General features: G+C 70.9%; 23 protein-coding genes and 1 pseudogene. 6 read left to right on the forward strand and 18 right to left on the reverse strand.

Features of this window, described 5'->3' with window-relative positions; genetic code table 11:
* The first annotated feature begins 26 nt into the window (after positions 1-26).
* Complete coding sequence (locus BJY16_RS44795) at positions 27-542, forward strand: hypothetical protein (RefSeq protein ID WP_185045770.1); 516 nt, start codon at positions 27-29, stop codon at positions 540-542.
* Positions 543-593: 51 nt separating this feature from the next.
* Here BJY16_RS44795 and hisS read toward each other — a convergent pair whose 3' ends face one another.
* Both hisS and BJY16_RS44805 read right to left on the reverse strand, forming a co-directional pair.
* Positions 594-1,904: a histidine--tRNA ligase gene (hisS, locus tag BJY16_RS44800; protein ID WP_185045771.1), complete on the reverse strand. Its 1,311-nt coding sequence runs from the start codon at positions 1,902-1,904 to the stop codon at positions 594-596.
* Between the two features lie 8 nt (positions 1,905-1,912).
* On the reverse strand, positions 1,913-2,611 hold the full coding sequence (locus tag BJY16_RS44805; RefSeq protein WP_185045772.1) for an MBL fold metallo-hydrolase: 699 nt from the start codon (positions 2,609-2,611) through the stop codon (positions 1,913-1,915).
* A gap of 148 nt (positions 2,612-2,759) precedes the next feature.
* On the opposite strand from BJY16_RS44805, the gene BJY16_RS44810 reads away from it, so the two are divergent.
* Both BJY16_RS44810 and BJY16_RS44815 read left to right on the forward strand, forming a co-directional pair.
* Positions 2,760-3,623 (forward strand): peptidylprolyl isomerase, encoded by an 864-nt coding sequence (locus tag BJY16_RS44810; RefSeq protein ID WP_185045773.1) that lies wholly within the window; start codon positions 2,760-2,762, stop codon positions 3,621-3,623.
* A gap of 29 nt (positions 3,624-3,652) precedes the next feature.
* Complete coding sequence (locus BJY16_RS44815; RefSeq protein ID WP_185046967.1) at positions 3,653-4,537, forward strand: peptidylprolyl isomerase; 885 nt, start codon at positions 3,653-3,655, stop codon at positions 4,535-4,537.
* A gap of 63 nt (positions 4,538-4,600) precedes the next feature.
* Here BJY16_RS44815 and BJY16_RS44820 read toward each other — a convergent pair.
* The 8 genes and pseudogenes from BJY16_RS44820 to ruvC form a co-directional block, all read right to left on the reverse strand.
* A pseudogene (locus tag BJY16_RS44820) lies at positions 4,601-7,094 on the reverse strand (RelA/SpoT family protein).
* Between the two features lie 174 nt (positions 7,095-7,268).
* The gene (locus tag BJY16_RS44825; RefSeq protein WP_185045774.1) at positions 7,269-7,814 is read right to left on the reverse strand and encodes an adenine phosphoribosyltransferase; all 546 of its coding nucleotides are present in this window, start codon (positions 7,812-7,814) and stop codon (positions 7,269-7,271) included.
* Positions 7,815-7,874: 60 nt separating this feature from the next.
* Positions 7,875-9,047 carry a protein translocase subunit SecF gene (secF, locus tag BJY16_RS44830; protein WP_185045775.1) on the reverse strand — a complete coding sequence of 391 codons (1,173 nt, stop codon included), beginning with the start codon at positions 9,045-9,047 and terminating at the stop codon, positions 7,875-7,877.
* Position 9,048: 1 nt separating this feature from the next.
* Positions 9,049-10,977 carry a protein translocase subunit SecD gene (gene secD, locus BJY16_RS44835; protein WP_185046968.1) on the reverse strand — a complete coding sequence of 643 codons (1,929 nt, stop codon included), beginning with the start codon at positions 10,975-10,977 and terminating at the stop codon, positions 9,049-9,051.
* Between the two features lie 165 nt (positions 10,978-11,142).
* Positions 11,143-11,529, reverse strand: coding sequence for a preprotein translocase subunit YajC (yajC, locus tag BJY16_RS44840; RefSeq protein ID WP_239176831.1), 387 nt, complete (start codon positions 11,527-11,529; stop codon positions 11,143-11,145).
* Between the two features lie 146 nt (positions 11,530-11,675).
* Complete coding sequence (gene ruvB / locus BJY16_RS44845) at positions 11,676-12,716, reverse strand: Holliday junction branch migration DNA helicase RuvB (protein ID WP_185045779.1); 1,041 nt, start codon at positions 12,714-12,716, stop codon at positions 11,676-11,678.
* Positions 12,713-13,315, reverse strand: a complete 603-nt coding sequence (gene ruvA, locus BJY16_RS44850; protein ID WP_185045781.1) for a Holliday junction branch migration protein RuvA — start codon at positions 13,313-13,315, stop codon at positions 12,713-12,715. The genes ruvB and ruvA overlap by 4 nt, the downstream gene beginning before the upstream one ends.
* Complete coding sequence (ruvC, locus tag BJY16_RS44855) at positions 13,312-13,839, reverse strand: crossover junction endodeoxyribonuclease RuvC (RefSeq protein WP_185046969.1); 528 nt, start codon at positions 13,837-13,839, stop codon at positions 13,312-13,314. Before ruvC ends, ruvA begins: the two co-directional genes overlap by 4 nt.
* Positions 13,840-13,936: 97 nt before the next feature.
* Between ruvC and BJY16_RS44860 the strand changes: the two genes are divergently transcribed.
* Positions 13,937-14,476: a SigE family RNA polymerase sigma factor gene (locus BJY16_RS44860; RefSeq protein ID WP_185045782.1), complete on the forward strand. Its 540-nt coding sequence runs from the start codon at positions 13,937-13,939 to the stop codon at positions 14,474-14,476.
* Here BJY16_RS44860 and BJY16_RS44865 read toward each other — a convergent pair.
* Genes BJY16_RS44865 through pdxT form a run of 3 tightly spaced genes read right to left on the reverse strand, consistent with a single transcriptional unit; the run spans position 14,473 to position 16,441 of the window.
* Positions 14,473-15,036: a Uma2 family endonuclease gene (locus BJY16_RS44865; RefSeq protein WP_185045784.1), complete on the reverse strand. Its 564-nt coding sequence runs from the start codon at positions 15,034-15,036 to the stop codon at positions 14,473-14,475. The genes BJY16_RS44860 and BJY16_RS44865 overlap by 4 nt on opposite strands.
* A gap of 31 nt (positions 15,037-15,067) precedes the next feature.
* Positions 15,068-15,820, reverse strand: a complete 753-nt coding sequence (locus BJY16_RS44870) for a YebC/PmpR family DNA-binding transcriptional regulator (RefSeq protein WP_185045785.1) — start codon at positions 15,818-15,820, stop codon at positions 15,068-15,070.
* Positions 15,821-15,835: 15 nt separating this feature from the next.
* Positions 15,836-16,441 (reverse strand): pyridoxal 5'-phosphate synthase glutaminase subunit PdxT, encoded by a 606-nt coding sequence (gene pdxT, locus BJY16_RS44875; RefSeq protein WP_185045787.1) that lies wholly within the window; start codon positions 16,439-16,441, stop codon positions 15,836-15,838.
* A 127-nt stretch (positions 16,442-16,568) separates the two neighbouring features.
* On the opposite strand from pdxT, the gene pdxS reads away from it, so the two are divergent.
* Positions 16,569-17,465: a pyridoxal 5'-phosphate synthase lyase subunit PdxS gene (gene pdxS / locus BJY16_RS44880; RefSeq protein ID WP_185045789.1), complete on the forward strand. Its 897-nt coding sequence runs from the start codon at positions 16,569-16,571 to the stop codon at positions 17,463-17,465.
* Positions 17,466-18,120: 655 nt separating this feature from the next.
* Here pdxS and BJY16_RS44885 read toward each other — a convergent pair.
* Genes BJY16_RS44885 through pgsA form a run of 4 tightly spaced genes read right to left on the reverse strand, consistent with a single transcriptional unit; the run spans position 18,121 to position 21,333 of the window.
* Positions 18,121-18,660 carry a hypothetical protein gene (locus BJY16_RS44885; RefSeq protein WP_185045791.1) on the reverse strand — a complete coding sequence of 180 codons (540 nt, stop codon included), beginning with the start codon at positions 18,658-18,660 and terminating at the stop codon, positions 18,121-18,123.
* A gap of 43 nt (positions 18,661-18,703) precedes the next feature.
* A complete protein-coding gene (locus tag BJY16_RS44890; RefSeq protein ID WP_185045793.1) occupies positions 18,704-19,840 on the reverse strand; it encodes a glycosyltransferase family 4 protein in 1,137 nt (378 codons plus the stop codon).
* 9 nt (positions 19,841-19,849) lie between these two features.
* Positions 19,850-20,716, reverse strand: coding sequence for a phosphatidylinositol mannoside acyltransferase (locus BJY16_RS44895; RefSeq protein ID WP_185045794.1), 867 nt, complete (start codon positions 20,714-20,716; stop codon positions 19,850-19,852).
* Entirely contained in the window at positions 20,713-21,333 is a 621-nt protein-coding gene (gene pgsA / locus BJY16_RS44900; protein ID WP_185045796.1) for a phosphatidylinositol phosphate synthase, read from the reverse strand. Before pgsA ends, BJY16_RS44895 begins: the two co-directional genes overlap by 4 nt.
* Positions 21,334-21,509: 176 nt before the next feature.
* Between pgsA and BJY16_RS44905 the strand changes: the two genes are divergently transcribed.
* Positions 21,510-23,663: an elongation factor G-like protein EF-G2 gene (locus BJY16_RS44905; protein ID WP_185045797.1), complete on the forward strand. Its 2,154-nt coding sequence runs from the start codon at positions 21,510-21,512 to the stop codon at positions 23,661-23,663.
* Here BJY16_RS44905 and BJY16_RS44910 read toward each other — a convergent pair.
* Positions 23,656-24,108, reverse strand: coding sequence for an HIT family protein (locus BJY16_RS44910; RefSeq protein WP_185046970.1), 453 nt, complete (start codon positions 24,106-24,108; stop codon positions 23,656-23,658). The genes BJY16_RS44905 and BJY16_RS44910 overlap by 8 nt on opposite strands.
* Positions 24,109-24,301: the final 193 nt, after the last annotated feature.

Here is a 24,301-nt window from a genome sequence, read left to right on the forward strand (position 1 = left end):
TTGCCGCCGATCATTAGGATCGCGCCATGAGGCGCGGGGTCCAGGTCACCATCGGGCTCACCGTGCTGGCACTGATCGCCTGCGGCATCCCGCTGGCGTGGCAGAAACGCAACGTGGCCGGCTGTCAGACCGAGGTCGACGCCGCCCTGGAGCACGTCTACACCGCGCGCCGCTGGACCGAGACCGACCTGCCCGGCATCGGCGACTACCTCGAGGTGCACTACCACCTGACCGAGGCCGGTCTGCCCTGCGAGGAGCGCGGGCCGGAGGAGGGCGACTGGGGCTACCAGGGTGTGCTCCGGCTGCGTCCGGCGGACGGCGCGGCCCTGGCAGCCGCCTACGACTGGGCGCCGCTCCAGGGGCAGGATTTCCGGTACGGCACGCCGGCCCAGATGTGGCCCGGCCTGGCGCCGTTCGTCCCGGCCGACCCGGGCTGGCTGCACAGCGACAAGTACGCGCGGCTCAAGTCGACCGGCGAGAAGCGCGGCGACCTGTTCCTCAGCGCCGACCACTCCACCGCTTACTTCGTGCTGCACACGTGACGGGCGGCCGGTGGCGCCGTGCCCAGGGCAGCGGCGCCACCGGTCGTACCGTCAACTCCCGGTGACCACCGGGTGCAGGTCAGCGGCCGGCGGCGTCCAGGTCGCCGGGTCCGCCTCGACCTGCTCGCCGGAGCGGATGTCCTTGACGGTGTCCGGCGAGCCGGGGAACCAGACGTAGGGGATGCCGCGCCGGTCGGCGAACTGGATCTGCTTGCCGAACTTCGCCGCGGTCGGCGCCACCTCGGTCGGGATCCCCCGCTGGCGCAGCGCGGCCGCGATCCGGTCGCACGTGGCCCGCTGGTCCTCGCTGGGCAGCGCGACCACCACGCAGGTCGGCACCGACCGGCTGGCACCCAGCGCACCCTGCCCGAAGAGCAGGCCGAGCAGCCGGGAGACGCCGATCGAGATGCCCACGCCGGGGAAGCGGGTGTTGCCCACCGAGGCCAGGTTCTCGTAGCGGCCGCCGGAGCAGATCGAGCCGAACCGCTCGTAGCCGAGCAACTGGGTCTCGTAGACCGTGCCGGTGTAGTAGTCGAGGCCCCGGGCGATCTTCAGCTCGGCCCGGATCAGCCCCGGCGCGTGCTCGTTGGCCGCCTCCACCACCTGCGCCAGCTCACCGAGGCCCTCGTCGAGCAGCGGGTCGCTGACGCCGAGCGCCTTCACCGCGTCCACGAAGGACGCGTCGGAGGTCGAGATCGCGGCCAGCCGCAGACAGGCCTGCGCCTGCGCGTCGGTCGCCCCGGCGGTCTCGACCAGCAGGGCGGCCACCTTGTCCGGGCCGATCTTGTCGAGCTTGTCGACGGTGCGCAGCACCTGCGCGGTGTCGTCCAGCCCGAGCCCGCGGTAGAAGCCCTCGCACACCTTGCGGTTGTTGACCAGGATGACGGCCTGCGGGATCGGCAGCGACCGGAAGACGTCGCCGATCACCAGCGGCATCTCGGTGTCGAAGTGGAACGGCAGGGTGTCCCGGTTGACCACGTCGATGTCCGCCTGGAGGAACTCGCGGTAGCGGCCCTCCTGCGGACGCTCGCCGCGCCACACCTTCTGGATCTGGTAGCGCCGGAACGGGAACTGCAGCTTGCCGTGGTTCTCCGTGACGAACCGGGCGAAGGGCACGGTCAGATCGAAGTGCAGGCCGAGCTGGTCCTCGCGGGAGGACCCGGCGTCCTCCTGCAGCCGGCGCAGCAGGTAGACCTCTTTCGAGGTCTCCCCTTTGGAGAGCAAGGTCTCCAGCGGCTCGACCGCCCGGGTCTCCAGCGAGGCGAAACCGTAGAGCTCGAAGGTGGACCGGATCTTGTCCAGCACGTACTGCTCGACGATGCGCTGGGACGGCAGCCACTCAGGGAAGCCGGAAATGGGCACTGGATCTCCTAGAGGAAGCGGCCGGGCGCCGCGATCAGCTCCCGCAGGTACGGGTTCGACGCGCGCTCACGGCCGATGGTGGTGGCCGGTCCGTGGCCGGGCAGCACGACGGTGTCGTCGGCCAGCGGCAGGATCTTGTCCCGCAGGCTGGTCATCATCGTCGGGGTACTGCCGCCCGGCAGGTCGGTGCGTCCGATCGAGCCCGCGAAGAGCACGTCTCCGGAGAGACAGATCTCCTCAGCGTCCCAGGAGGAGGTTGCTCCGGGCAGGCGGAACAGCACCGACCCGCCGGTATGGCCGGGCGCGTGGTCGACGGTGATCTCCAGCCCGGCGATGCTCAGCGTCATCCCGTCGTCGAGCGTGGCGACGTCGTCGGGTTCCGAGTACGGCAGGCGGCCGCCGAACAGCGCGGTGAGGTCGACGCTCAGCCCCTTGGCCGGGTCGGTGAGCATCTCCCGGTCGTCGGGGTGCACGTACGCCGTGATGCCGCGGGCGCCGCAGACCGGCGCCACCGAGAAGGTGTGGTCCAGGTGGCCGTGGGTCAGCAGCACCGCGGCCGGGAAGAGCTTGTGCTGCGCGATCAAGTCGTCCAGCCGGTCCAGCACGCCGATCCCCGGGTCGACGATCAGGCACTGCTCGCCCGGCCCGGCGGCCACCACATAACAGTTGGTGCCGAAGGCCTGCGCCTCACAGCTGGCGACGAGCACGGGCCCAACCCCCTCATCGGAAAACGGGTGCGAATCGTAACGAGCCTAGCTGGGCAGCCGCACACCACTTTCTCAGGAGGTACCCGTACACTCTTGCGGGCGTGTGGCGTGCCGCACCCCTTGACATGCACAGGGAAGGACAGCGTTAGTGGCTCCCAGCAAGGACCGGCAGCGCAAGCTCGCGCGCGCGAAATTCGATCGCCAGATGGCTCGCCGGGCTGTGCGGGAGCGGCGTCGCCGCCGGATCCTGGCCGGGACCGGCATCGGCTTGGCCGTGGTGCTCGTCGCGGTCGGCGCCGCCTGGATCGGCGGGGCGTTCGACAGCGATGAGAAAACCACCACCGAGGCCGCCGACACGTGCCTGTGGTCGCCCCTCATCAAGAGTGACAACCCGGACAAGACGGATGTCGGCACGCCGCCCAGCAAGGACCTGCCGACCACCGGCACCGAGACCATGACGATCAGCACCAACCAGGGTGCCCCGATCACGGTGGGCCTGGACGTGGCGAGCGCTCCCTGTGCCGCCGCCAGTTTCACCCACCTGGCCGGCAAGAAGTTCTTCGACAACACCGACTGCCACGAGATCCTCTCGATCGGCGCGGTGCACTGCGGCGACCCGAGCGGGACCAACAACGGCGGCCCGCTCTACAGCTTCTACGACGAGAACAGCCCGGTCCTGCCGGAGCCCTCGCCGAGCGCCAGCGCCGCCGCGAAACCCGCGGTGCTCTACCCCAAAGGCACCGTGACGCTGGTCGGCAACCCGGTCGGCAGCAACGGCAGCCAGTTCCTCATCTTCTTCAAGGACTACGCACCGACCACCGACGCGCCGTACTCGATCGCCGGCAAGGTGACCGGCGGTCTGGACACGCTGGCGAAAATCGGCAAAATCACCACGGTGGCCGATGACGCGGGCGACAAGGTCAAGCCCTCGCAGAAGATCACCATCAAGACCCTGACCGTCGGCGCGGATGCCGCCGCCACGGCCGCACCCTCGGCGAGCGCGCAGTCGTGAGTTCGGAAGAGACCAGCAGGAGGAACGACGTGTCGTCGATCAAGGACCGGCAGCGCGCGGCGGCGCGGGCCCGGCTGGAGAAGGAGATGGCCGAGCGCGCCGCGGCAGCCAAGAGCCGGCGGCGCAAGCAGGCCATCATCGGCTCGGCCCTGGCCGTGGTGGTGGTCGCCGGCGCAGCCGTGTGGCTCGTCACCGCGCTGAAGAAGGACGACAAGAAGTCGACCGCCAGCGCGGCCGGCACCGTCGCCTGCAGCTGGACCCCGGAGGACTCGACGACCGGCGGCCCGGGCATCAAGGACACCGGCGGCACCCCGCCCACCACCGTGCCGAACGTGGGCAAGGAGACGCTGACCCTCGACACCGGCCTCGGCGTGATCACCGCCGCGGTGGACAAGGCGAAGGCGCCGTGCACCGTCGCCGCGTTCGACTACCTGGCGGCCAAGAAGTTCTGGGACGGCACCAAGTGCCACCGCCTCACCACCGCGGGGATCAAGGTGCTGCAGTGTGGCGACCCGACCGCGAAGGGCAAGGGTTACCGCGAGACCGACGGCCAGGGCGGCCCGAACTTCAAGTATGCCGAGGAGAACCTGCCGCTCGGCAAGGACCCGACATACCCGAAGGCCACCCTGGCGATGGCCCGCACCCAGACGCCGGGCACCACCGGCAGCCAGTTCTTCATCGTGTGGGGCGACGACATCAAGGCTGACTCGCTGCCCGCGGAGTACACCATCCTCGGCACGATCACCAAGGGCATGGACATCGTGGAGAAGGTCGGCAAGGCCGGCAGCGTCACCAAGGGCATGGACATCGTGGAGAAGGTCGGCAAGGCCGGCAGCGACAACGCGAACAACCAGGGCGACGGGACACCCCAAGCTCGAGGTCACATCAAGACCCTGACGATGGCCGCGGCGTAACCCCGCGACGAACGAGAAATCCCCCGCACCCTGCCACGCAGGTGCGGGGGATTTTCGTTGGCGTCAGGCGCCGGAGGTGACCCGGTAGGCGTCGAAGACGCCGTCCACCTTGCGCACCGCGGCGACCAGGTGGCCGAGGTGCTTCGGGTCGGCCATCTCGAAGGTGAACCGGCTCACCGCCACCCGGTCCCGGGTCGTGGTGACCGTGGCGGACAGGATGTTCACCCGCTCCTCGGAGAGCACCCGGGTCACGTCGGCCAGCAGCTTGTGCCGGTCGAGCGCCTCCACCTGGATGGCGACCAGGAAGGTGGACGCGGAGGTCGGTTTCCCAGCTCACCCTCGACCACGCGCTCCTCCTCACCTCGACCACGCGCTCCTCCTGCTCGCGCAGGTCCTGGGCGTTGGCGCAGTCCTCCCGGTGCACGCTGACCCCGCCGGAGCGGGTGACGAAGCCGAACACCGCGTCGCCGGGCACCGGGGTGCAGCAGCGGGCCAGTTTGACCCAGACGTCGGAGACGCCCTTGACCACCACGCCCGGATCCTGCGCGGTGCTGCGGTTGCGCGGCGGCCGGGTCGCGACGGCGGTCTCGGCGATGTCCTCCACCGCGCCCTCCTCGCCGCCGAAGCCGGCGACGAGCTTGGACACCACGGACTGCGCGGAGACGGTGTTCTCCCCCACCGCGGCGTAGAGCGAGGCCACGTCGGGCAGGTGCAGGTCGCGTGCGATGGTGGTGAGGTTTTCGCTGGTCAGCATGCGCTGCAGGGGCAGGCCCTGCTTGCGCATCGCCTTGACGATCGCGTCCTTGCCGAACTCGATCGCTTCCTCGCGGCGCTCCTTGTTGAAGAACTGCCGGATCTTCGTCCGGGCCCGCGGGCTCTTCACGAAGCCGAGCCAGTCCTGCGTCGGGCCGGCCGTGCTGGACTTGGACGTGAAGATCTCGATCACGTCGCCGTTGGAGAGCGTGGACTCCAGCGGGACCAGCTTGCCGTTCACCCGGGCGCCGATGCACTTGTGGCCGACCTCGGTGTGCACCGCGTAGGCGAAGTCGACCGGGGTGGAGCCGGTCGGCAGCGGGATCACGTCGCCCTTCGGCGTGAAGACGTAGACCTCCTGGCTGGAGAGGTCGAACCGGAGCGCGTCCAGGAACTCGGACGGGTCGCTCGCCTCCCGCTGCCAGTCGAGCAGCTGCCGCAGCCAGGTCATCTCGTCGATGTGCGCCGGCGGGCCGACGATCGTCGCGCCCTTCTGCTCCTTGTACTTCCAGTGCGCGGCGATGCCGAACTCGGCGGTGCGGTGCATCGCGAACGTCCGGATCTGCATCTCGACCGGCTTGCCGGTCGGGCCGATCACGGTCGTGTGCAGCGACTGGTACATGTTGAACTTCGGCATCGCGATGTAGTCCTTGAACCGGCCCGGCACCGGCTGCCAGTTCGCGTGGATCACCCCCAGCGCGGCATAGCAGTCGCGAACCGTGTCGACCAGGATGCGGACGCCGACCAGGTCGTAGATGTCGTTGAAGTCGCGGCCCCGGACGATCATCTTCTGATAGATCGAGTAGAGGTGCTTGGGGCGGCCGGTGGTCTCCGCCTTGATCTTCGCCGACTTGAGGTCGAGGCTGACCCTGTTGGTCACCTGGCGCAGCAGCGCCTCGCGCTGCGGCTGGTGCTCCCCGATCAGCCGGTTGATCTCCTCGAACCGCTTGGGGAACAGGGTGCCGAAGGCCAGGTCCTCCAGCTCCCACTTGATCGTGTTCATACCGAGGCGGTGGGCCAGCGGGGCCAGGATCTCCAGCGTCTCCTTGGCCTTCTGCTCCTGCTTGGCGCGCGGCAGGAAGGTCAGGGTCCGCATGTTGTGCAGCCGGTCGGCCAGCTTGATCACCAGGACCCGCGGGTCCTTGGCCATCGCGACCACCATCTTGCGGATCGTCTCCGCCTTGGCCGCGTCGCCGAGCTTGACCCGGTCGAGCTTGGTGACGCCGTCGACCAGCAGCGCCACCTCGGCGCCGAAGTCGTTGCGCATCTGCTCGAGGCCGTAGTCGGTGTCCTCGATCGTGTCGTGCAGCAGGGCGGCCACCAGCGTGGTGGTGTCCATCCCCAGGTTGGCCAGGATGGTGGCGACGGCGAGCGGGTGGGTGATGTAGGGGTCGCCGGACTTGCGGTACTGCCCGGAGTGCCAGCGGGCCGCGACGTCGAACGCTTTCTGCAGCTGGCGCACGTCGCCCTTGGGGTGACTCGCCCGGTGCGTGGCGATCAGCGGCTCGAGCACCTCGCTGACCTGCGTGCTCTGCCACGGCGCGTTGAACCGGGCCAGCCGGGCCCGCACCCGCCGCCCGGTGGGCGCGCTGGCGAAGCCGCCGAACCCGGTCTCGCCGGTCGGTGTGAAGGGCTGGGTGCTCTCCGGATCGGAGCCGTTGGCTCCCTCGGTGTTGGCGCCGTCAACCGGAGCCTTGTCGTCAGCGCTGGCCGTCTCGACGGGCGTCGCGTCGCCCGAGCCGGTCCGCGAATTCTGGGTCGGTTGCACCGTGCCCTCCGCCGGAGGGACGACGTCGCTGGACACCGGCCTCCTCATCACCTTCGCCATGGTCTCCGCCGGTGCGGGACGCCCGGCGAAGTCGAAATCTCCCAGGGGTGGCCCTCTGGAACGACCATCCTACCCGCACCGACCTCGCGAATGGCCCGGCCGAACCAGCGAATCGGGTGGACCGGCCGGGCGAAGAATGGCGAACTCGGATCAAACGGTCAAGAGGGCGTGTACCGTACGCGGGCTCAGCTTCTCCCGGCCGCCCAGGAACCCCAGCTCCAGCAGCACGGAGAAGCCGGCCACCGTCCCGCCGGCCCGCTCCACCAGGTCGATCGCGGCGGCCGCGGTGCCGCCGGTGGCGAGCACGTCGTCGACCACCAGGACGCGCTGTCCGGCGACGAACGCGTCCTCGTGCACCTCCAGGGTGGCCTCGCCGTATTCGAGCTCGTACGACGCGGACAGGGCCTTGCGCGGCAGCTTGCCGGCCTTGCGGACCGGCACCACGCCGGTGCCGGTGGCGTACGCCAGCGCGGCCGCCATCAGGAAACCGCGCGCTTCCACGCCGGCCACCACGTCGAACGAGCCCGCACCGTGGTGGGCCACGATCCCGTCGATCACCTGACGGAACACCTCACCGTCGGCGAACAGCGGCATCAGGTCCTTGAAGACGACCCCGGGCTTGGGGAAATCCGGCACGTCGATGCTCGCGCCGGCCACCAGAGCGGCCAGCTCAGCCGGGGAATTCTCGCTAGTCACGGCGGAAAGACTACGGCCCGCCACCGCGAGTCGCGGTGACGGGCCGTCAGCAGGTCGTCCTCAGCGCTTACCGCCCGGACGATTACCGGCGCCGCCGGGGCGGTTGCCGCCGCGCCGCGCGGACGGGCGGGCGCCCGGACGCGGGGTGGAGCTGCCCGCCATGGCCGGCTGCACGTCCGCCTCGGTGGCGTTCGCCGGGCGGCTGCGCTCGCCACGGGCCACGTCGTCGGAGCGGTTGGCCCGGCGGCTGAGCACCCGGGCGTTGTGCGCCTTGATCTTCGGCTCCTGGTCCTTGAGCGCGCTCAGCACCGGAGCGGCGAACAGGATCGAGGAGATGACCCCGAAGCCCATGCCGACGAAGAGCACCAGGCCCAGGTCCTTCAGGGTGCCGGCGCCGAGCAGGCCGGCGCCGATGAAGAGCAGGCCGCCGACCGGCAGCAGGGCCACCAGACCGGTGTTCAGCGAGCGCATCAGGGTCTGGTTGACCGCCAGGTTGGTCGCCTCGGCGTAGGTGCGGCTGCTGCCCGCGGTGATCCCGCGGGTGTTCTCCTGCACCTTGTCGAAGACCACCACCACGTCGTACAGCGAGTAGCCGAGGATGGTCAGGAAGCCGATCACCGTGGACGGCGTCACCTCGAACCCGACCAGCGAGTAGACGCCGGCGGTGAGCACCAGGTCGAGCAGCAGCGAGGCCAGCGCGGCCACCGCCATCCGCCACTCGAACCGGACCACCAGATAGCCCACCACCAGCACCAGGAAGATGATCAGACCGAGCAGGGCCTTCTGACTGACCTGGCCGCCCCAGGCCGGCGAGACCTGGCTGTCACTGATGTCCTCGGCCTTGACCCCGAGGTCGCCGACCATCGCGGTCTTGGCCGCCTCGGCCTCGCTCGCGGTGAGCGCCGAGGCGCGCACCGTGTAGCTGGCGTCCGCGCCGTCGCCGACCTTCTGCGCGGGGGTGGTGGTCGCCTCCGGGTTGGCCCCGGTGACCGCCTTGTCGACCGCGGTCTGGATCTGATCCTGGGTCAGCGTCTTGCCGTCGACCGAGGCCGGGACGCTGAACGAGGTGCCACCGGCGAACTCGATGCCGAGCTCGAAGCCGCGGATCACGAAGCTGCCGATCGAGATCAGGATCAGCGCGGCCGCGATGGTGAACCACATCTTCCGGCGGCCCACGATGTTGATGTTCGCTTCACCCGCGTAGAGGCGGGACGCGAGACCGGGACGGGCCATGTCAGGCCTCCTTCACACGCGAGGAGACGGACTCCTCGGTCGAGTTGCGGCGCAGGACCCGGCCGAGCCCGCTGACCCGCGGCGACAGGAACGCCTTGGTGTTGGCGAACATGGTCATGATCGGGTGCCGGAACAGGAACACCACGAGCAAGTCAAGCACGGTGGAGAGGCCCATGGCGAAGGCGAAGCCCTGAACCGCGCCGATCGACACGATGTACAGCACCACGGCACACATGATCGTGATGGTGTTCGCCGAGATGATCGTCCGCCGCGCCCGGTGCCACGCCCGCGGCACCGCGCTGCGCGGCGACCGGCCCTCGTGGATCTCGTCCTTGAGCCGCTCGAAGTAGATGACGAAGGAGTCCGCCGCCACACCGAGCGAGACGATGAAGCCGGCGATCCCGGCCAGGGTCAGCGTGTAACCCATGCTGCGGCCCAGGAAGACCAGCGCGCCGAAGGTGAGCAGACCGGAGAGCAGCAGGCTCAGGAAGATCACCGAGCCGAGCAGGCGGTAGTAGAAGAACGCGTACACCGCCACCAGGGCCATGCCGATCGCGGCGGCGATCAGGCCGGCCTCGAGCTGCTGCAGGCCCAGGGTCGCCGAGACGGTCTGCATCGGGCCGGCCGAGAAGGTCACCGGGATCGCGCCGAACTTCAGCTGGTCGGCCAGCTTCTTGGCGGACACCGCGTCGAACTGGCCGGTGATCTGCGAGGAGCCGGTCAGCACGCCCTGGATCTCCGGCGCGGACAGGATCTCCTTGTCCAGCACGACCGCGACGGCGCAGTGCTGCGCGGTCGAGTCGATCGACTGGATCGCGGTGAGGCACGGCTCGCTGGCGGTGGCGTTGTACGCCTGGCGGGTCAGGTCGGCCCACTTCTTCTGACCCTCGCTCTTGAAGTCGAGCGAGACGACCCACTGACCGTTCTGCTGGTCGAGCTGCGGGCTGGCGCTGGAGATGTCGTCACCGACGACCTTGGCCTTGTCCAGCTTGACCTTGGCGACGCCCTGGTAGCAGGCCACCACCTCGGCGTCCTTGTCGTCGATCGAGCCGTTCGGCCGCTTGTTGAGCTGGTCGCAGCTGATCGTCGGGACGTTGAACTGCATCTCCGGGCTGAGCGCGGCCACCTCGGCCGGGGTCAGCGTGGAGAACGGCTTGTAGGGCAGACCGGCCTTCGGGTCGGTGCTCAGGTCGACCGGCGCCTTCAACGCCTCGGCCTGCGCCCAGAGCTTCTCGCCGACCTTCTTCGCGATCGCCGCGCGCTGCGCCTTGACGTCCGCGGTCACCGGGGCGTCCGCGGACGCGGTGGCGGCCGGGGCCGCGGCCGACGCCGACGGAGCGGGCGAGGCCTTGGCCGACGGGGTGCTGCTCGGCACCGCCTCGCCGCCGCCCTGACCACCGGTGCCCGCCGACGGCTTGGAGCTGACCTTGGGGACCGCGCTGCCGCTGACCTTCGGCTTGGCACCGGCCGACGCGGACGGGGCGGCCGACGGCGCGCCGCTGGCCGACGCGGCCGGCGACGGCGACGCCGGGTTCAGCGCGCTCGCGGAGACGTCGCCGGTGGTGGCGGTGAGCAGCCGGAACCGCATGTTCGCGGCCTGCGCGAGGTCCTTGAGCTGGTCGTCCGCCTCACCGGCCAGGGAGACCACGATGGTGTTGTTGCCCTGGATCACCACGTCGGCCTCGGAGACGCCGAGGGCGTTCACCCGCTTCTCGATGATGCTCTGAGCCTGCTCCATCGCCTCCTTGGTCGGCACCCCGCCGGCCTGCGACGCGATGTACGTCGCCTGCGTGCCGCCAACCAGGTCGAGACCGAGTTTCGGCTCCAGGCGGTCGGTGAAGCTGCCCTTGGCGTCACCGGCGAAGAAGACCAGCAGATACAGGACGACGAAGATCAGGCCGAGCACGCCGAGTTGGCGTCCGGGATGCATCTGTCCCTGTGGTGGTCGTGCCACGGCGTTCGGTCTCCCTGTGTTCCGGCCGCGCGGCCGCGCGGCACTGTCGATCGGTGGCCGGCCGTCGGCGTCTCGGACGGCGGCCGGGACGGACCGGACCCGTCGGCGTGGGCGCCGCGGGCCGGTCCGGGGGTGGTGTTGTCAGTCCTGCTTCCGGACGTCGACGACCGGGTTCGGCGGCTCCTCGGCGGTGGCCGGCTCGGCGGCGACCGGCTCGGTCTCGGTCTCGGCGGCCGGCTCGGCGGCGCGGGTGACCACCCGGGCGATCGCCGGGCGGGCGAACCGGACCACCACGTCCGGCGCGATCTCCAGGGTCACCACGTCGTCCTCGGCGGCCACCACGGTGCCGTGCAGCCCACCGATGGTCACGATCTCGTCGCCCGCGCCGAGCTTGTTCTGCATCTCCATCGCCTCCCGGCGCCGCTTCTGCTGCGGCCGGATCATCAGGAAATACATCACGCCGATGATCAGGATGAAGGGCAGGAAAAGCCCCAGTGGGTTGGAGCTCGCGGACTCGGCCACGTACACGGGAAACAGCCTTCCGTAGGCCACCGGGACCTCGCATGAGGCTCGCCGGGGCAGCAAAACATCCGGGTTGAAGCGGGGGCGAGTCTAATCGGTCAACCTGGAGACTACGAATGCGGCACACGTCACGTTCACATCACGAGGTATATTCACGCATCTCGCGCGAACAGGTCCCCCTGGAAGACCCCGGACCTGCCGTCCTGCGGCGGGGTCTTGCCGAGATGCGCCCACCCGGCCTCGGTGGCCACCCGGCCGCGCGGGGTGCGCGCCAGCAGCCCGGCCCGCACCAGGAACGGCTCGCACACCTCCTCCACCGTGTCGGACTGCTCACCGACCGCCACGGCCAGCGTGGAGAGCCCGACCGGGCCACCCTTGAACGACTCGATCAGGGCGCGCAGCACGGCCCGGTCCAGCCGGTCCAGGCCCAGCTCGTCGACGTCGTAAACCTGCAGCGCGGCCCGGGCGATCTCGTCGGTGACCACCCCGTCGCCGCGGACCTCGGCGTAGTCACGGACCCGGCGCAGCAGCCGGTTGGCGATCCGCGGGGTGCCCCGGGACCGGCCGGCGATCTCGGCCGCGCCGGTCGCGGTGATCGGCACGCCGAGGATCCGCGCCGAGCGGTGCAGCAGCGCGTCCAGGTCGGCCGGCGAGTAGAAGTCCAGGTGCGCGACGAAGCCGAACCGGTCGCGCATCGGGCCGGTCAGCAGGCCGGCCCGGGTGGTCGCGCCGACCAGTGTGAAAGGCTCCACATCGAGTGGGATGGCCGTCGCACCCGGGCCCTTGCCGACCACCACGTCGACCCGGAAATCCTCCATCGCGCTGTAGAGCAGCTCCTCGGCCGGCTTGGCGATCCGGTGGATCTCGTCGATGAAGAGCACGTCGCCCGGGCCGAGGCCGGTCAGGATCGCGGCCAGGTCGCCGGAGCGCTCGATCACCGGGCCGCTGGTGGTCCGGATCCCGGTGCCCAGCTCGGCCGCCACGATGTTGGCCAGCGTGGTCTTGCCGAGGCCGGGCGGGCCGGAGAGCAGGATGTGGTCCGGCGGGGTGCCCCGGCCCATCGACGCCTTGAGCAGCAGTTCCAGCTGGTCCCGGACCCGGTGCTGGGCGATGAAGTCGGACAGCCGGCGGGGCCGGACGCTGGCCTCGGCGTCCAGCTCCTCGTCGTGCGCGTCCGGCGACAGGTCGCTCATCGGGTCTTGCCCAGCAGGCGGATCGCCTGACGCAGCAGCACCGGCACCGGCGGCACCTCACCGTCGATCGTCTCGCCGATCGCGGCGACCGCCTGGTCGGCCTGGGCGGCGCTCCAGCCGAGCGCGAGCACACCCTGGCGAACCTGCTCCTGCCAGGCCCCGGCGAGCACGCCGGTGGTGCCGCCGTCGCCGAAGCCGACCGGGCCGATCTTGCCCTTGAGCTCGACGATCATCTTCTCCGCGCCGCGCTTGCCGATCCCCGGCACCTGGGTCAGGGCGGCGATGTCGCCGCCGCTGATCGCCCGGCGCACCGCGTCCGGCTGGTGCACCGCCAGCACCGCCTGGGCGATCCGCGGGCCCACCCCGTTGGCGGTCAGCAGCAGGTCGAACAGCTGCCGCTCGTCGTCGTCGGCGAAGCCGTAGAGGGTGAGCGAGTCCTCCCGGACGATCAGCGTGGTGGCCAGCCGGGCCTCCGCGCCGGTCCGCAGCGAGGCCAGCGTGGTCGGCGTGCAGAAGACCCGCATGCCGACGCCGCCGACCTCGACCACGGCACTGTCCGGGAGGATCGCGGTGACCACACCGCGCACGCTGGCGATCATCGGCTGCTCCTGCGGGCGGCGGCGAGCGCCGCGGCTTGGATCTTCGCGCGGGTGCCCCCGCGCCAGATGTGACAGATGGCGATGGCGATGGCGTCCGCCGCGTCGGCCGGCCGGGGCGGCGCGTCGAGCTTGAGCAGGCGGGTGACCATGGCGGTGATCTGCGCCTTGTCGGCGGTGCCGGAGCCGGTGACGGCGGCCTTCACCTCGCTCGGGGTGTAGGTCTGCACCGGCAGCCCGGCCCGCGAGCCGGCCAGGATGGCGACCGCGCTGGCCTGCGCGGTGCCCATCACGGTCCGCGCGTTGTGCTGCGCGAAGACCCGCTCGACCGCGACGCTCTCCGGCTGGTGCAGCGCGACCAGCTCGGCCAGGCTCCGGTCCAGGTGCAGCAGGCGCATCGAGATGTCCTCGTCCGGCTCGCTGCGGACCACGTGGTAGGCGATCAGCTTGCCGGGCCGGCCGGGCACGCCCTCCACCACACCGACGCCACACCGGGTGAGACCCGGGTCGATGCCGAGCACGCGCACCACGGCCTCCCCTCACGTACGTGTGTTCGACACCCTAATACGCGGTCCTCTTGCGCCCACCGCCGACACGCCTCGACGATGGGGGTGGGAGGCCGGGATGTACCTGATACCGCCGATGCAGGACGATCCACCACCGGAGTTCGTCGATGTCGTCGCGGCCCACGAGGGTGAGCTGCGGCACGAGGCCGTGCGCCTGGTCGGCGGCCATCCGGCCGGTCAGGAGATCTATCAGGACGTGCTGACCGACCTGGCCGGCCACTGGCGCCGCCTGCGCTTCTGGGGCCGTCTCACGCACTCCGACGCGCCCGGCATCTACCTGCGCAAACGCCTCGCGAAACGGACGTCGGCGTGGCGCGAGGACCAGGTCTACGAGGTCGAGGTCCGGGTGCTCCGCACGCCACAACCGGCGCTGGTCACGGTGGGCGGCCACACCGCCAGCCTCGCTTTCCACAAGGCCGCGGTGCTCGACGGTACGCGACGGGCGAACCTGCGCACCCTCGCCGACGCGTCGATCGCCTGGTGCCACGCCTGGCGCCAGTCCGAGCACCGCCGCATCCTGCGCCTGGTGATCGGCGGCGTCCTGCTGGTCGGCGGCATGGTCCAGGGCATGACCTGGCTGACCACCACCGGCTCTTAGGCCCGCTTCGCCGCGTACTCGGCTTCCAGCTCGGAGAGGCGCAGCTTGCGCTCCTCCACGTATCCGGGCTTGCCGGCGTCGTCGGCCAGCCGGTTGATGATGACCGTGGCGTCGTCGTGGGAACGCTCGGCGTCTCGCTCGACGATCCAGTACTCCGGGATGCCCTGCTCGGCATACCAGTCGGCCTTGTGGGTGTACTCACCGTTGGGCGAGTTCTCCGAGACCACCTCAACCACGAGACTGAAGGCGGAACCGGGCAGATTGGAATAGTCGGCGGCGTTCGGCGGCAGAGCGATGACGGCGCCGACATCCGGAAGGCGACAGTCGCGCGGCCGACGCCCCCGCACTCCAGGATCCTGGAACGCGTCGGCACCGGCCGCGTGCAACATCATCATGATCCGTCCCGCCATGGCCTTGTGCCAGAAGGACGTGGGAGTCATGACGACGAGATTTCCGTCGTGCAGTTCGTAGCGATAGCCGCGGGGCAGGTGAACAAGATCCTCGACATCCAGATCCTCGAGGGTGGCCAGGTGCAGCACTGGGTCATTCAACACGAGCACCCCTCCAGCCTACTTGCCCCGCGACTACCTGTCACGCGTCAATGAGTGCCATTACCTCGTCGGAGACATCGAAGTTGGCGTAGATGTTCTGCACGTCGTCGCAGTCCTCCAGGACGTCGATGAGCTTGAACACCTTGCGGGCCGGCTCCTCGTCCAGCGGCACCGTCATGGTCGGGACCAGCGGGGACTCGGCCGAGTCGTACTCGATGCCGGCGTCGCGCAGCGCGTTGCGCACCCCGATCAGGTCGGTCGGCTCGCTGATCACCTCGAACGAGTCGCCCAGGTCGTTGACCTCCTCGGCGCCCGCGTCCAGGACGGCCAGCATGACGTCGTCCTCGCTCAGGCCGGCCTTCGGGATGATCACCTGGCCCTTGCGGTTGAACAGGTACGACACCGAGCCGGCGTCGGCGAAGGTGCCGCCGTTGCGGGTCAGCGCGGTGCGCACCTCGGTGGCCGCCCGGTTCCGGTTGTCGGTGAGGCACTCGATCAGCAGCGCGACACCGTTCGGCCCGTACCCCTCGTACATGATCGTCTGCCAGTCGGCGCCGCCGGCTTCCAGGCCGGAGCCGCGCTTGACCGCGCGGTCGATGTTGTCGTTCGGAACCGACGACTTCTTCGCCTTCTGGATGGCGTCGTAGAGCGTGGGGTTACCGGCCGGGTCGCCGCCACCGGTCCGCGCCGCGACCTCGATGTTCTTGATCAGCTTGGCGAACATCTTGCCGCGCTTGGCGTCGATGACCGCCTTCTTGTGCTTGGTCGTCGCCCACTTGGAGTGGCCGGACATGCGTAACCTCCGTGTCTACCGTGCGGGTGCGGCCTGGCGGACCATCTCGACGAAGTACCGGTGGACGCGAAGGTCGCCGGTCAGCTCCGGGTGGAAAGCCGTGGCGAGCAGGTTCCCCTGCCGAACGGCGACAATCCTACCGGCGGCGGCGCCGGAAGCGACGCGGCCCAGCACCCGCACGTCGGGGCCGACCTGCTCGACCCACGGCGCGCGGATGAAAACCGCGTGGAAGTCGCCGCCCTCGATCCCCTCGATCTCCACGGCCGCCTCGAACGAGTCGACCTGCCGGCCGAACGCGTTGCGCCGGACGGTCATCTCGATCCCCTGGAAGGACTCCTGGTCGGGACGGCCGTCCAGCACCGTGGTGGCCAGCATGATCATGCCGGCGCAGGAACCGTACACCGGCATGCCGTCCGCGATCCGCTTCCGGACCGGGTCGAGCAGGCCGAACGTGATCGCCAGGTTGCTCATCGTCGTGGACTCCCCGCCGGGGATCACCAGCGCGTCGACCTCCGCCAGCTCCTCGGGCCGGCGGACCGGGCGGGCCAGCACGTCCGACTCGGCCAGCGCGGACAGGTGTTCGCGCACGTCGCCCTGCAGGGCCAGCACTCCGATGTTCACGCGTCAACTCTAGGACCTCCCCGGCGACGGGCTAATGCAGGCCACCGGGGGGTCGATTGGCTATCGAGCGGCGCGGCCCGCGCTTCCTACGATCGGCCTACCGAAACCCCGCACGAGGAGTCGTTCCATGTCTGAGAACCAGCCCGCCATCGGCACCGCCCGCGTCAAGCGCGGCATGGCGGAGATGCTCAAGGGCGGCGTGATCATGGACGTCGTCACCCCGGACCAGGCGAAGATCGCCGAGGACGCGGGCGCCGTGGCGGTGATGGCGCTGGAGCGCGTCCCGGCCGACATCCGGGCCCAGGGCGGCGTCTCCCGGATGTCCGACCCCGACATGATCGACGGCATCATCAACGCCGTCTCCATCCCGGTGATGGCCAAGGCCCGGATCGGGCACTTCGTCGAGGCCCAGGTGCTGCAGGCGCTGGGCGTGGACTACATCGACGAGTCCGAGGTGCTCACCCCGGCCGACTTCGCCAACCACATCGACAAGTGGCAGTTCACCGCGCCGTTCGTGTGCGGTGCGACCAACCTGGGCGAGGCGCTGCGCCGGATCACCGAGGGCGCCGCGATGATCCGCTCGAAGGGCGAGGCGGGCACCGGCGACGTCTCCAACGCCACCACCCACATGCGCAAGATCCGCGCCGAGATCCGCCGCCTGCAGACCCTGCCCGAGGACGAGCTCTACGTCGCCGCGAAAGAGCTGCAGGCGCCGTACGAGCTGGTCAAGGAGGTCGCCGAGGCGGGCAAGCTGCCGGTCGTGCTGTTCACCGCGGGCGGCATCGCCACCCCGGCCGACGCCGCGATGATGATGCAGCTCGGCGCCGAGGGCGTCTTCGTCGGCTCGGGCATCTTCAAGTCCGGCAACCCGGCCCAGCGCGCCGCCGCGATCGTCAAGGCCACCACGTTCCACGACGACCCGGACGTGATCGCCAAGGTGTCCCGCGGCCTGGGCGAGGCCATGGTCGGCATCAACGTCGACGAGATCCCGCAGCCGCACCGCCTCGCCGAGCGCGGCTGGTAATCGTCCGCTCGCCATCGTCCGTTCGCGAAGGGCCGTCCTGCCGGGCGGCCCTTCCGCATGCCCGCCGACAACCATCCCCGCTGCCGCGACGCCGCCTGTTCTCTTGCGGATCTTTTTCCGGTACGACTCGCGGCTCCGTGCGAGCCGGCTCGCGAGGCTCCGGCCCACGCACGACCACGACGCGTGTCGTGCGGGTCCGCTCAGTGCGCGGTCAGAGCCGCGACACCCGCCGTTGGTCACTGTCCCGGCCGCGGCCAGCGCCCCCCGGCTGGCCCTCAGGGGTGTCTCGACCGCCTTGAGACACCCCTCAGACCCAGCCCGGACCGTGAGCCGCGGCCGCAACCGTGACCAACGGCGGACATCGCGGCCCCTCACCGCGGGACGGCGGCCCCTCACCGCGGGACGACGCCCCTCACCGCGGGACGACGCCCCTCACCCCGGGACGACGCCCCTCACCGCGGGACGGCGGCCCCTCACCGCGGGACGGCGGCTCTCACCAGGCGACGGCGGCTCTCACCGTGCGCTGGGCGGACCCGCACGACACGCGTCGCGGTCGTGCGTGGGCCGGAGCCTCGCGGGCCGGCTCGCACGGAGCTGCGAGTCGTACCGGAAAAGATCCGCAAGAGAACAAGCGGTGTCGCGGCAGCGGGATGGCTCAGACGGCCTGGGCCGGGAGGGCTTCCGGGGACGGGGCGGGGGCCGGCAGCGGGGGCAGCTCCGGCATCACCGGCTCGACGATGTCGAAGTAGCGCGGGCGCGGGTAACGGCCGGGCAGCCGGAGCACCCGGACCAGTTTGCGGCGGCGGGCGGTGAGCGCGTCGCGGACCAGGTCGGTGTGCACCTGGCGGGCCAGCACCACCCGGCGGCTGCTGGCGATCAGGGTGCGTGCCGCCGGGTCGGCCGGGTCCAGGTCGATCCGCTGCAGCTGGCGGGTCAGGTCGTTCTCCGCGGACTCGCGCTCGTCCGGCTCGGCGTCCAGGGCCAGCCGGGCGGCGGCGTAGAGCTCGACCCCGTCGATCCGCTCGGCGACCACCGCGGCGGCCGCGGCACGGCGCAGCAGGTGGGCGTCGAGGGCGCGCTCCGCGGACTGGGCCCGGGCGTGCACCCGCTCGACCCGCTGGGCGGTCCAGCCGAGGTACGCCGAGAAGATCGTGGCCAGCACGACGACACCCACCACCCACCACATGCGGGGCATCGTAGTGCCGGAATGTGTCGGACCGTCAGCTGCCCTGTGCCGATCAGGTCTCGTCGTCGTCGAAGACGCGCCCGTCGGTGGCCTCGATCGCCGTGGTGTAGACCTCGAGGACCCGGGCGGCCACACTCGGCCAGTCGAACGTACCGACCACCTGGCGGGCGCAGGAGGCCAGCTCAGCGCGTCGCGCCGGGTTGTCGAGCAGCTCGCCGAGCAGGCCGGTGAGGGCGGCCGCGTCGCCGTTCGGGAAGAGGGCGCCGGCCCGGCCACCGTCCAATACCCGACGGAACGCGTCCAGGTCGCTGGCCGCGATCGTGGCGCCGGCCGCCATCGCCTCGGTGAGGATCATGCCGAAGCTCTCGCCGCCGGTGTTCGGCGCCACGTAGACGTCGACGCTGCGCAGCATCCGGGCCTTGTCCGGCTCGCTGACCAGACCCAGGTGCTCGACCCGGGAGTGCAGCTCGGCCGGGATGTCGTCGAACAGCTCGTCCCGGTCACCCGGGCCGGCCACCAGCAGGCGCAGGCCGGGGCGCTCCTTGGCGAGCGTGACGAACGCCGTACGCAACAGGGGGAAGCCCTTGCGAGGCTCGGTGAAACGGCCGAGGAAACCGAGCGTGCCGCCCTCCCCGGGCCAGCCCGGCAGCGGAGCGGCGGTGGCGAATTTCGCCACCGCGACCCCGTTGGGGATCTCCACCGCGCCGCCGCCCAGGTGTTCCACCTGCACCTTGCGGGCCAGCTCGCTGACCGCGATCCGGGCGGTGATCTTCTCCATCACCGGCTGGAGGAAGTTCTGCGCGACGGCGAGCGCCCGGGAGCGGGTCATCGCGGTGTGGAAGGTGGCCACCACCGGGCCGCGCGCGGAGAGCACCGCGAGCAGCGACAGGCTGGGCGTGAGCGGCTCGTGCACGTGCAGCACGTCGAACTCGCCGCGGGCCAGCCAGCGGCGCACCCGGGCGGTGGAGACCGGCCCGAAGGCGATCCGGGCCACCGACCCGTTGTACGGCAGCGGCACCGCCCGCCCGGCCGGCACCAGGTAGGCCGGCAGGTCGGCGTCCTCGTCGGCGGGCGCCAGCACACTCACGTGGTGACCGAGCCCGATCAGCGCCTCGGCCAGGTCCATGATGTGGTTCTGCACGCCGCCGGGGACGTCGAACGAGTAGGGCGAGACGATCCCGATCCGCACGCCGGCCCCCTAGATCCAGAGTTTCTGGAGCATGTGCCAGTCCTGCGGGTGCTCGGCGATGCCGATGGCGAAGGCGTCGGCCATCAGCTGCACGGTCCGCTTGACCCGCTGGTCGAGCGTCCCGTCGGCCGGCGGCATGATCTTGTGGAGCCGGGCCTCGACGCGGTGCTCGGAATACCACAGGTCCGCCACGTAGAGCGGGGTGCCGGTGCGGATGGCGAGGATCGCCGGGCCGGCCGGCATCCGGGTCCGGCCGCCGAAGAACCGCACCTCGACGCCGCCGCGGGACAGGTCCCGGTCGGCCAGCAGCGGCACCACCCAGCCCTGGTTCAGGTGCTCGGTGAGCACGTCCAGCACCGGGCGGTCGCCACCGGTGTGCGGCAGCACCCGCATGCCGAGGCTCTCCCGGTAGTCCAGGAACTTCCGGGCGACCGACTCCGGCTTGAGCCGCTCGGCCACGGTGATCATCTGCCAGTCGTGGGAAACCACCCAGGCGGCGGCCGCGTCCCAGTTCGCCACGTGCGGCAGGGCGAGCACCATGCCCCTGCCCTCGGCCACGACGCTTTTCATCTCGTCGTACGACTCGGCCTCCATGTGGAAGCCGGCCGCGTTCTCCTCGCGGGACCGGGTCGGCAGGCGGAACGCCTCCATCCAGTACCGCGCGTACGACCGCAGGCCGTCCCGGACCAGCGTCTCCGGCATGTCCGGGCCGACCACCTGCTGGTAGTTGCGGCGCAGCCGCTGGGTGCCGGGGCCGTTCGCCTTCCAGGCGCGGTCGGCCACCCGGGTGAACAGCGCGCGGGCCACCGGCAGCGGCAGCGCCCGCACCAGACGCCACCCGGCCGTGTAGCCGAGCGTGATGAGCTGGTCCTTCACTCGACCGCGACCTGAGGCTCGGTGCGCCGGGCGTGCAGCAGGCGCTGGGCCGCGGTGATCACCGAGAGGACGGCCAGCACCCAGAGCGCGGCGGGCAGGCCCCAGGGCAGCCCGGCCGCGCCGAGCAGACCGCCGACGCCCACGATCAGCAGGCGCTCCAGGCGCTCGGCGATGCCCACGTCGGCGTTCAGCCCGAGCGACTGGGCGCGGGCCTTCACGTACGACACGACCTGGCCGAAGACCAGGCTGATCAAGGCGGCGATCATCCCGTTGTACGGGTTGCCCTCGGTGGCCAGGTAGTACGCGACCGCACCGAACACGGCGCCGTCGGCGATCCGGTCCATCGACGAGTCGAGAAGGGCCCCGAACTTGCTCGAACCACCACGAAGCCGGGCCATTGTCCCGTCGAGCACATCGGTGAGAGCGCAGGCGGTTACGATCACGGTGCCCCAGAGAAGCTGACCCTTCGCACCGAAGTACGAACCGATCAGCACCCCGACGGTGCCCGCGACGGTGACGGCGTCGGGTGAGACGCCGATCCGGAGTAGGAACTGTGCGACCGGGTTGACGCCGTACGAGACGACGGCACGGGCCGTTACTTGGACGATCTTTGCCATGGCCGTCCCACCATATCGGCGCGGACCTGGTGACGGTACGGCTCGCCCCCGGGTTCGCCGGATCGTCACCATCCGGCACGATCTGGTGTCTCTCGGTCCTTGCGACCGGGACAGCCCCGGGTGTGGGATTTGTAGAACAGCGGCGTAACAGACCGGAAACGACGGGAGCGCTCGGCATGGCGCAGAAGACTTCGGAGAAGGGGCAAGCCGGCGCAGCCGCGCCGGTGGTGACAGAGCCCGGCAGAGTTCGCAACGTGGTGCTGGTGGGCCACTCCGGCGCCGGGAAGACCACGCTGGTGGAGGCGCTGCTCGCGGCCACCGGCACGATCCCCCGCGCGGGCACCGTGACCGACGGCACCACGGTCACCGATCACGATCCGGCGGCGGTGCGGCAGCAGCGTTCGGTCGCGCTGTCCTGCGCCCCGCTGGTGCACCAGGACGTGAAGATCAACCTGCTGGACACCCCGGGTTTCGCCGACTTCGTCGGTGAGCTGCGGGCCGGGCTGCGCGCGGCGGACGCGGCGCTGTTCGTGGTCTCCGCGGTGGACGGCGTGGACGACGCCACCATCGCGCTCTGGGAGGAGTGCGCCGCGGTCGGCATGCCCCGCGCGGTGGCGATCACCCGGCTGGACCACCCGCGCGCCGACTACGAGCAGGTGCTGCAGGACTGCCAGGAGGCCTTCGGCGAGAACGTGATGCCGGTCTACCAGCCGATGCTGGGCGACGACGGGCAGTCGATCGCCGGCCTGATCGGCCTGGTCACGCTCCGGGTGCTGGACTACTCGGGCGGCTACCCGCCGACCGCCAAGGCGGCCGAGCCGGAGCACCTCAACCCGATCGCCGACGACCGGAACCAGCTCATCGAGGGGATCATCGCGGAGAGCGAGGACGAGACCCTGATGGACCGCTACATCGGCGGCGAGCTGATCGACACCGACGCGCTCATCCCGGACCTGGAGAAAGCCGTCGCCCGGGGCAACTTCTACCCGGTCATCCCGGTCTGCGCGGGCACCGGCGTCGGCCTGGACGCGCTGCTCGACGGCCTGGTCACCAGCTTCCCGTCGCCGCTGGAGCACGACCTGCCGGTGGTCACCGGGGTGGACGGCTCGGCCCGGCCGCCGCTGACCTGCGATCCGGCCGGCCCGGTGGTGGCCGAGGTGGTGCGCACCACGATCGACCGGCACGTCGGCCGGGTCTCGCTGGTCCGGGTCTTCTCCGGCACCCTGCGCCCGGACCAGACGCTGCACGTCTCCGGGCACGGCCTGGCCGAGCGCGGCCACCCGGACCACGACGCCGACGAGCGGGTGGCGCACATCTACACCCCGCTCGGCGCCACCTTGCGCGAGGTCGGCTCGTGCGTGGCCGGCGACATCTGCGCGATCACCAAGTCCGGCTCCGCGGAGACCGGCGACACGCTGTCCAGCAAGGACGACCCGCTGCTGATGGCGCCCTGGTCGATGCCCGAGCCGCTGCTGCCGATCGCGGTGGTGGCCAAGACCCGCTCGGACGAGGACGCGCTGGCGAAGAACCTGGCCCGGCTGGTGGCCGGCGACCCGACGCTGCGCCTGGAGCGCAACGCCGACACCCATCAGCTGGTGCTCTGGACGATGGGCGAGTCACACGCCGACGTGGTGCTGGACCGGCTCCGCGCGGGCGGCGTCGAGCTGGACACCGAGCCGGTGAAGGTGGCGCTGCGCGAGACGTTCGGCGGCCCGGCCAAGGGGCACGGCCGGCACGTGAAGCAGTCCGGCGGCCACGGGCAGTACGCGGTCTGCGACATCGAGGTGGAACCGCTGCCCCGCGGCTCCGGCTTCGAGTTCGTCAACCGGGTGGTCGGCGGCGCCGTGCCGCACAACTACATCCCCTCGGTGGAGAAGGGTGTCCGGGCTCAGCTGGAGAAAGGCATCGTGGCCGGCTACCCGGTCATCGACCTGCGGGTCACCCTCTTCGACGGCAAGGCGCACAGCGTGGACTCCTCGGACGCGGCGTTCCAGACCGCCGGGGCGCTGGCCCTCAAGGAGGCGGCCGCGGCCGGTCAGGTGACGCTGCTCGAGCCGGTCGACGAGATCGTGGTGCGGGTGCCGGACACCTACGTCGGCGCGGTGATGAGCGACCTGTCCGGCCGGCGCGGCCGCCCGCTCGGCACCGAGTCCGAGGCGGACGGCGGGCACAGCCTGGTCCGGGCCGAGGTGCCGGCCACCGAGCTGGTGCGCTACGCGGTCGAGCTGCGCGCGCTCTCCTCCGGCGCCGGCACGTTCTCCCGCACCTACGTCCGGCACGAGCCGATGCCGCCGCACCTGGCCGAGGCGATCAAGAAGTCCGCTAGCTAGGCCAGGCTTTCGCGAGCATCAGACGGGTGTCGGCGAGCAGCTGCGGCAGCACCTTGGTCCGGCCGATCACCGGCATGAAGTTGGCATCGCCGCCCCACCGGGGCACCACGTGCTGGTGCAGGTGGGCGGCGATCCCGGCGCCGGCCACCGCGCCCTGGTTCATGCCCAGGTTGAAGCCGTGCGGCCGGCTCACCGCGCGGATCACCCGCATCGCCGTCCGGGTGAAGGCGGCCACCTCGACCGTCTCCTCCTCGGTCAGGTCGGTGTAGTCGGCGACGTGCCGGTACGGGCAGACCATCAGGTGGCCGGGGTTGTACGGATAGAGGTTGAGCACCGCGTAGACCAGCTCACCACGGGCCACGACCAGGCTCTCCGGCTCGGGCAGCCCGGGCGCCAGGCAGAACGCGCAGCCCTGCGGCGTGTCGATCCCGTCGATGTAGGTCATCCGGTGCGGGGTCCACAGTCGTTCCAGGCCGTCGGGGTCGGTCACGCCCGAACACTACCGTCCAGGTGGACGTGACAGCGCCCGCACCGGCGGCTCGGCCACACCGCGCCGGGTCGGCGTCGCGCAGCACGTCGTCGGGCATGACCCGGCCCGCTCCCGCCGAGCCGGCGCGCGGACACGCCGGCGGCGGGAG

Origin of the sequence: Actinoplanes octamycinicus, from assembly GCF_014205225.1 — a bacterium.
Taxonomy (GTDB): Bacteria; Actinomycetota; Actinomycetes; order Mycobacteriales; family Micromonosporaceae; genus Actinoplanes; species Actinoplanes octamycinicus.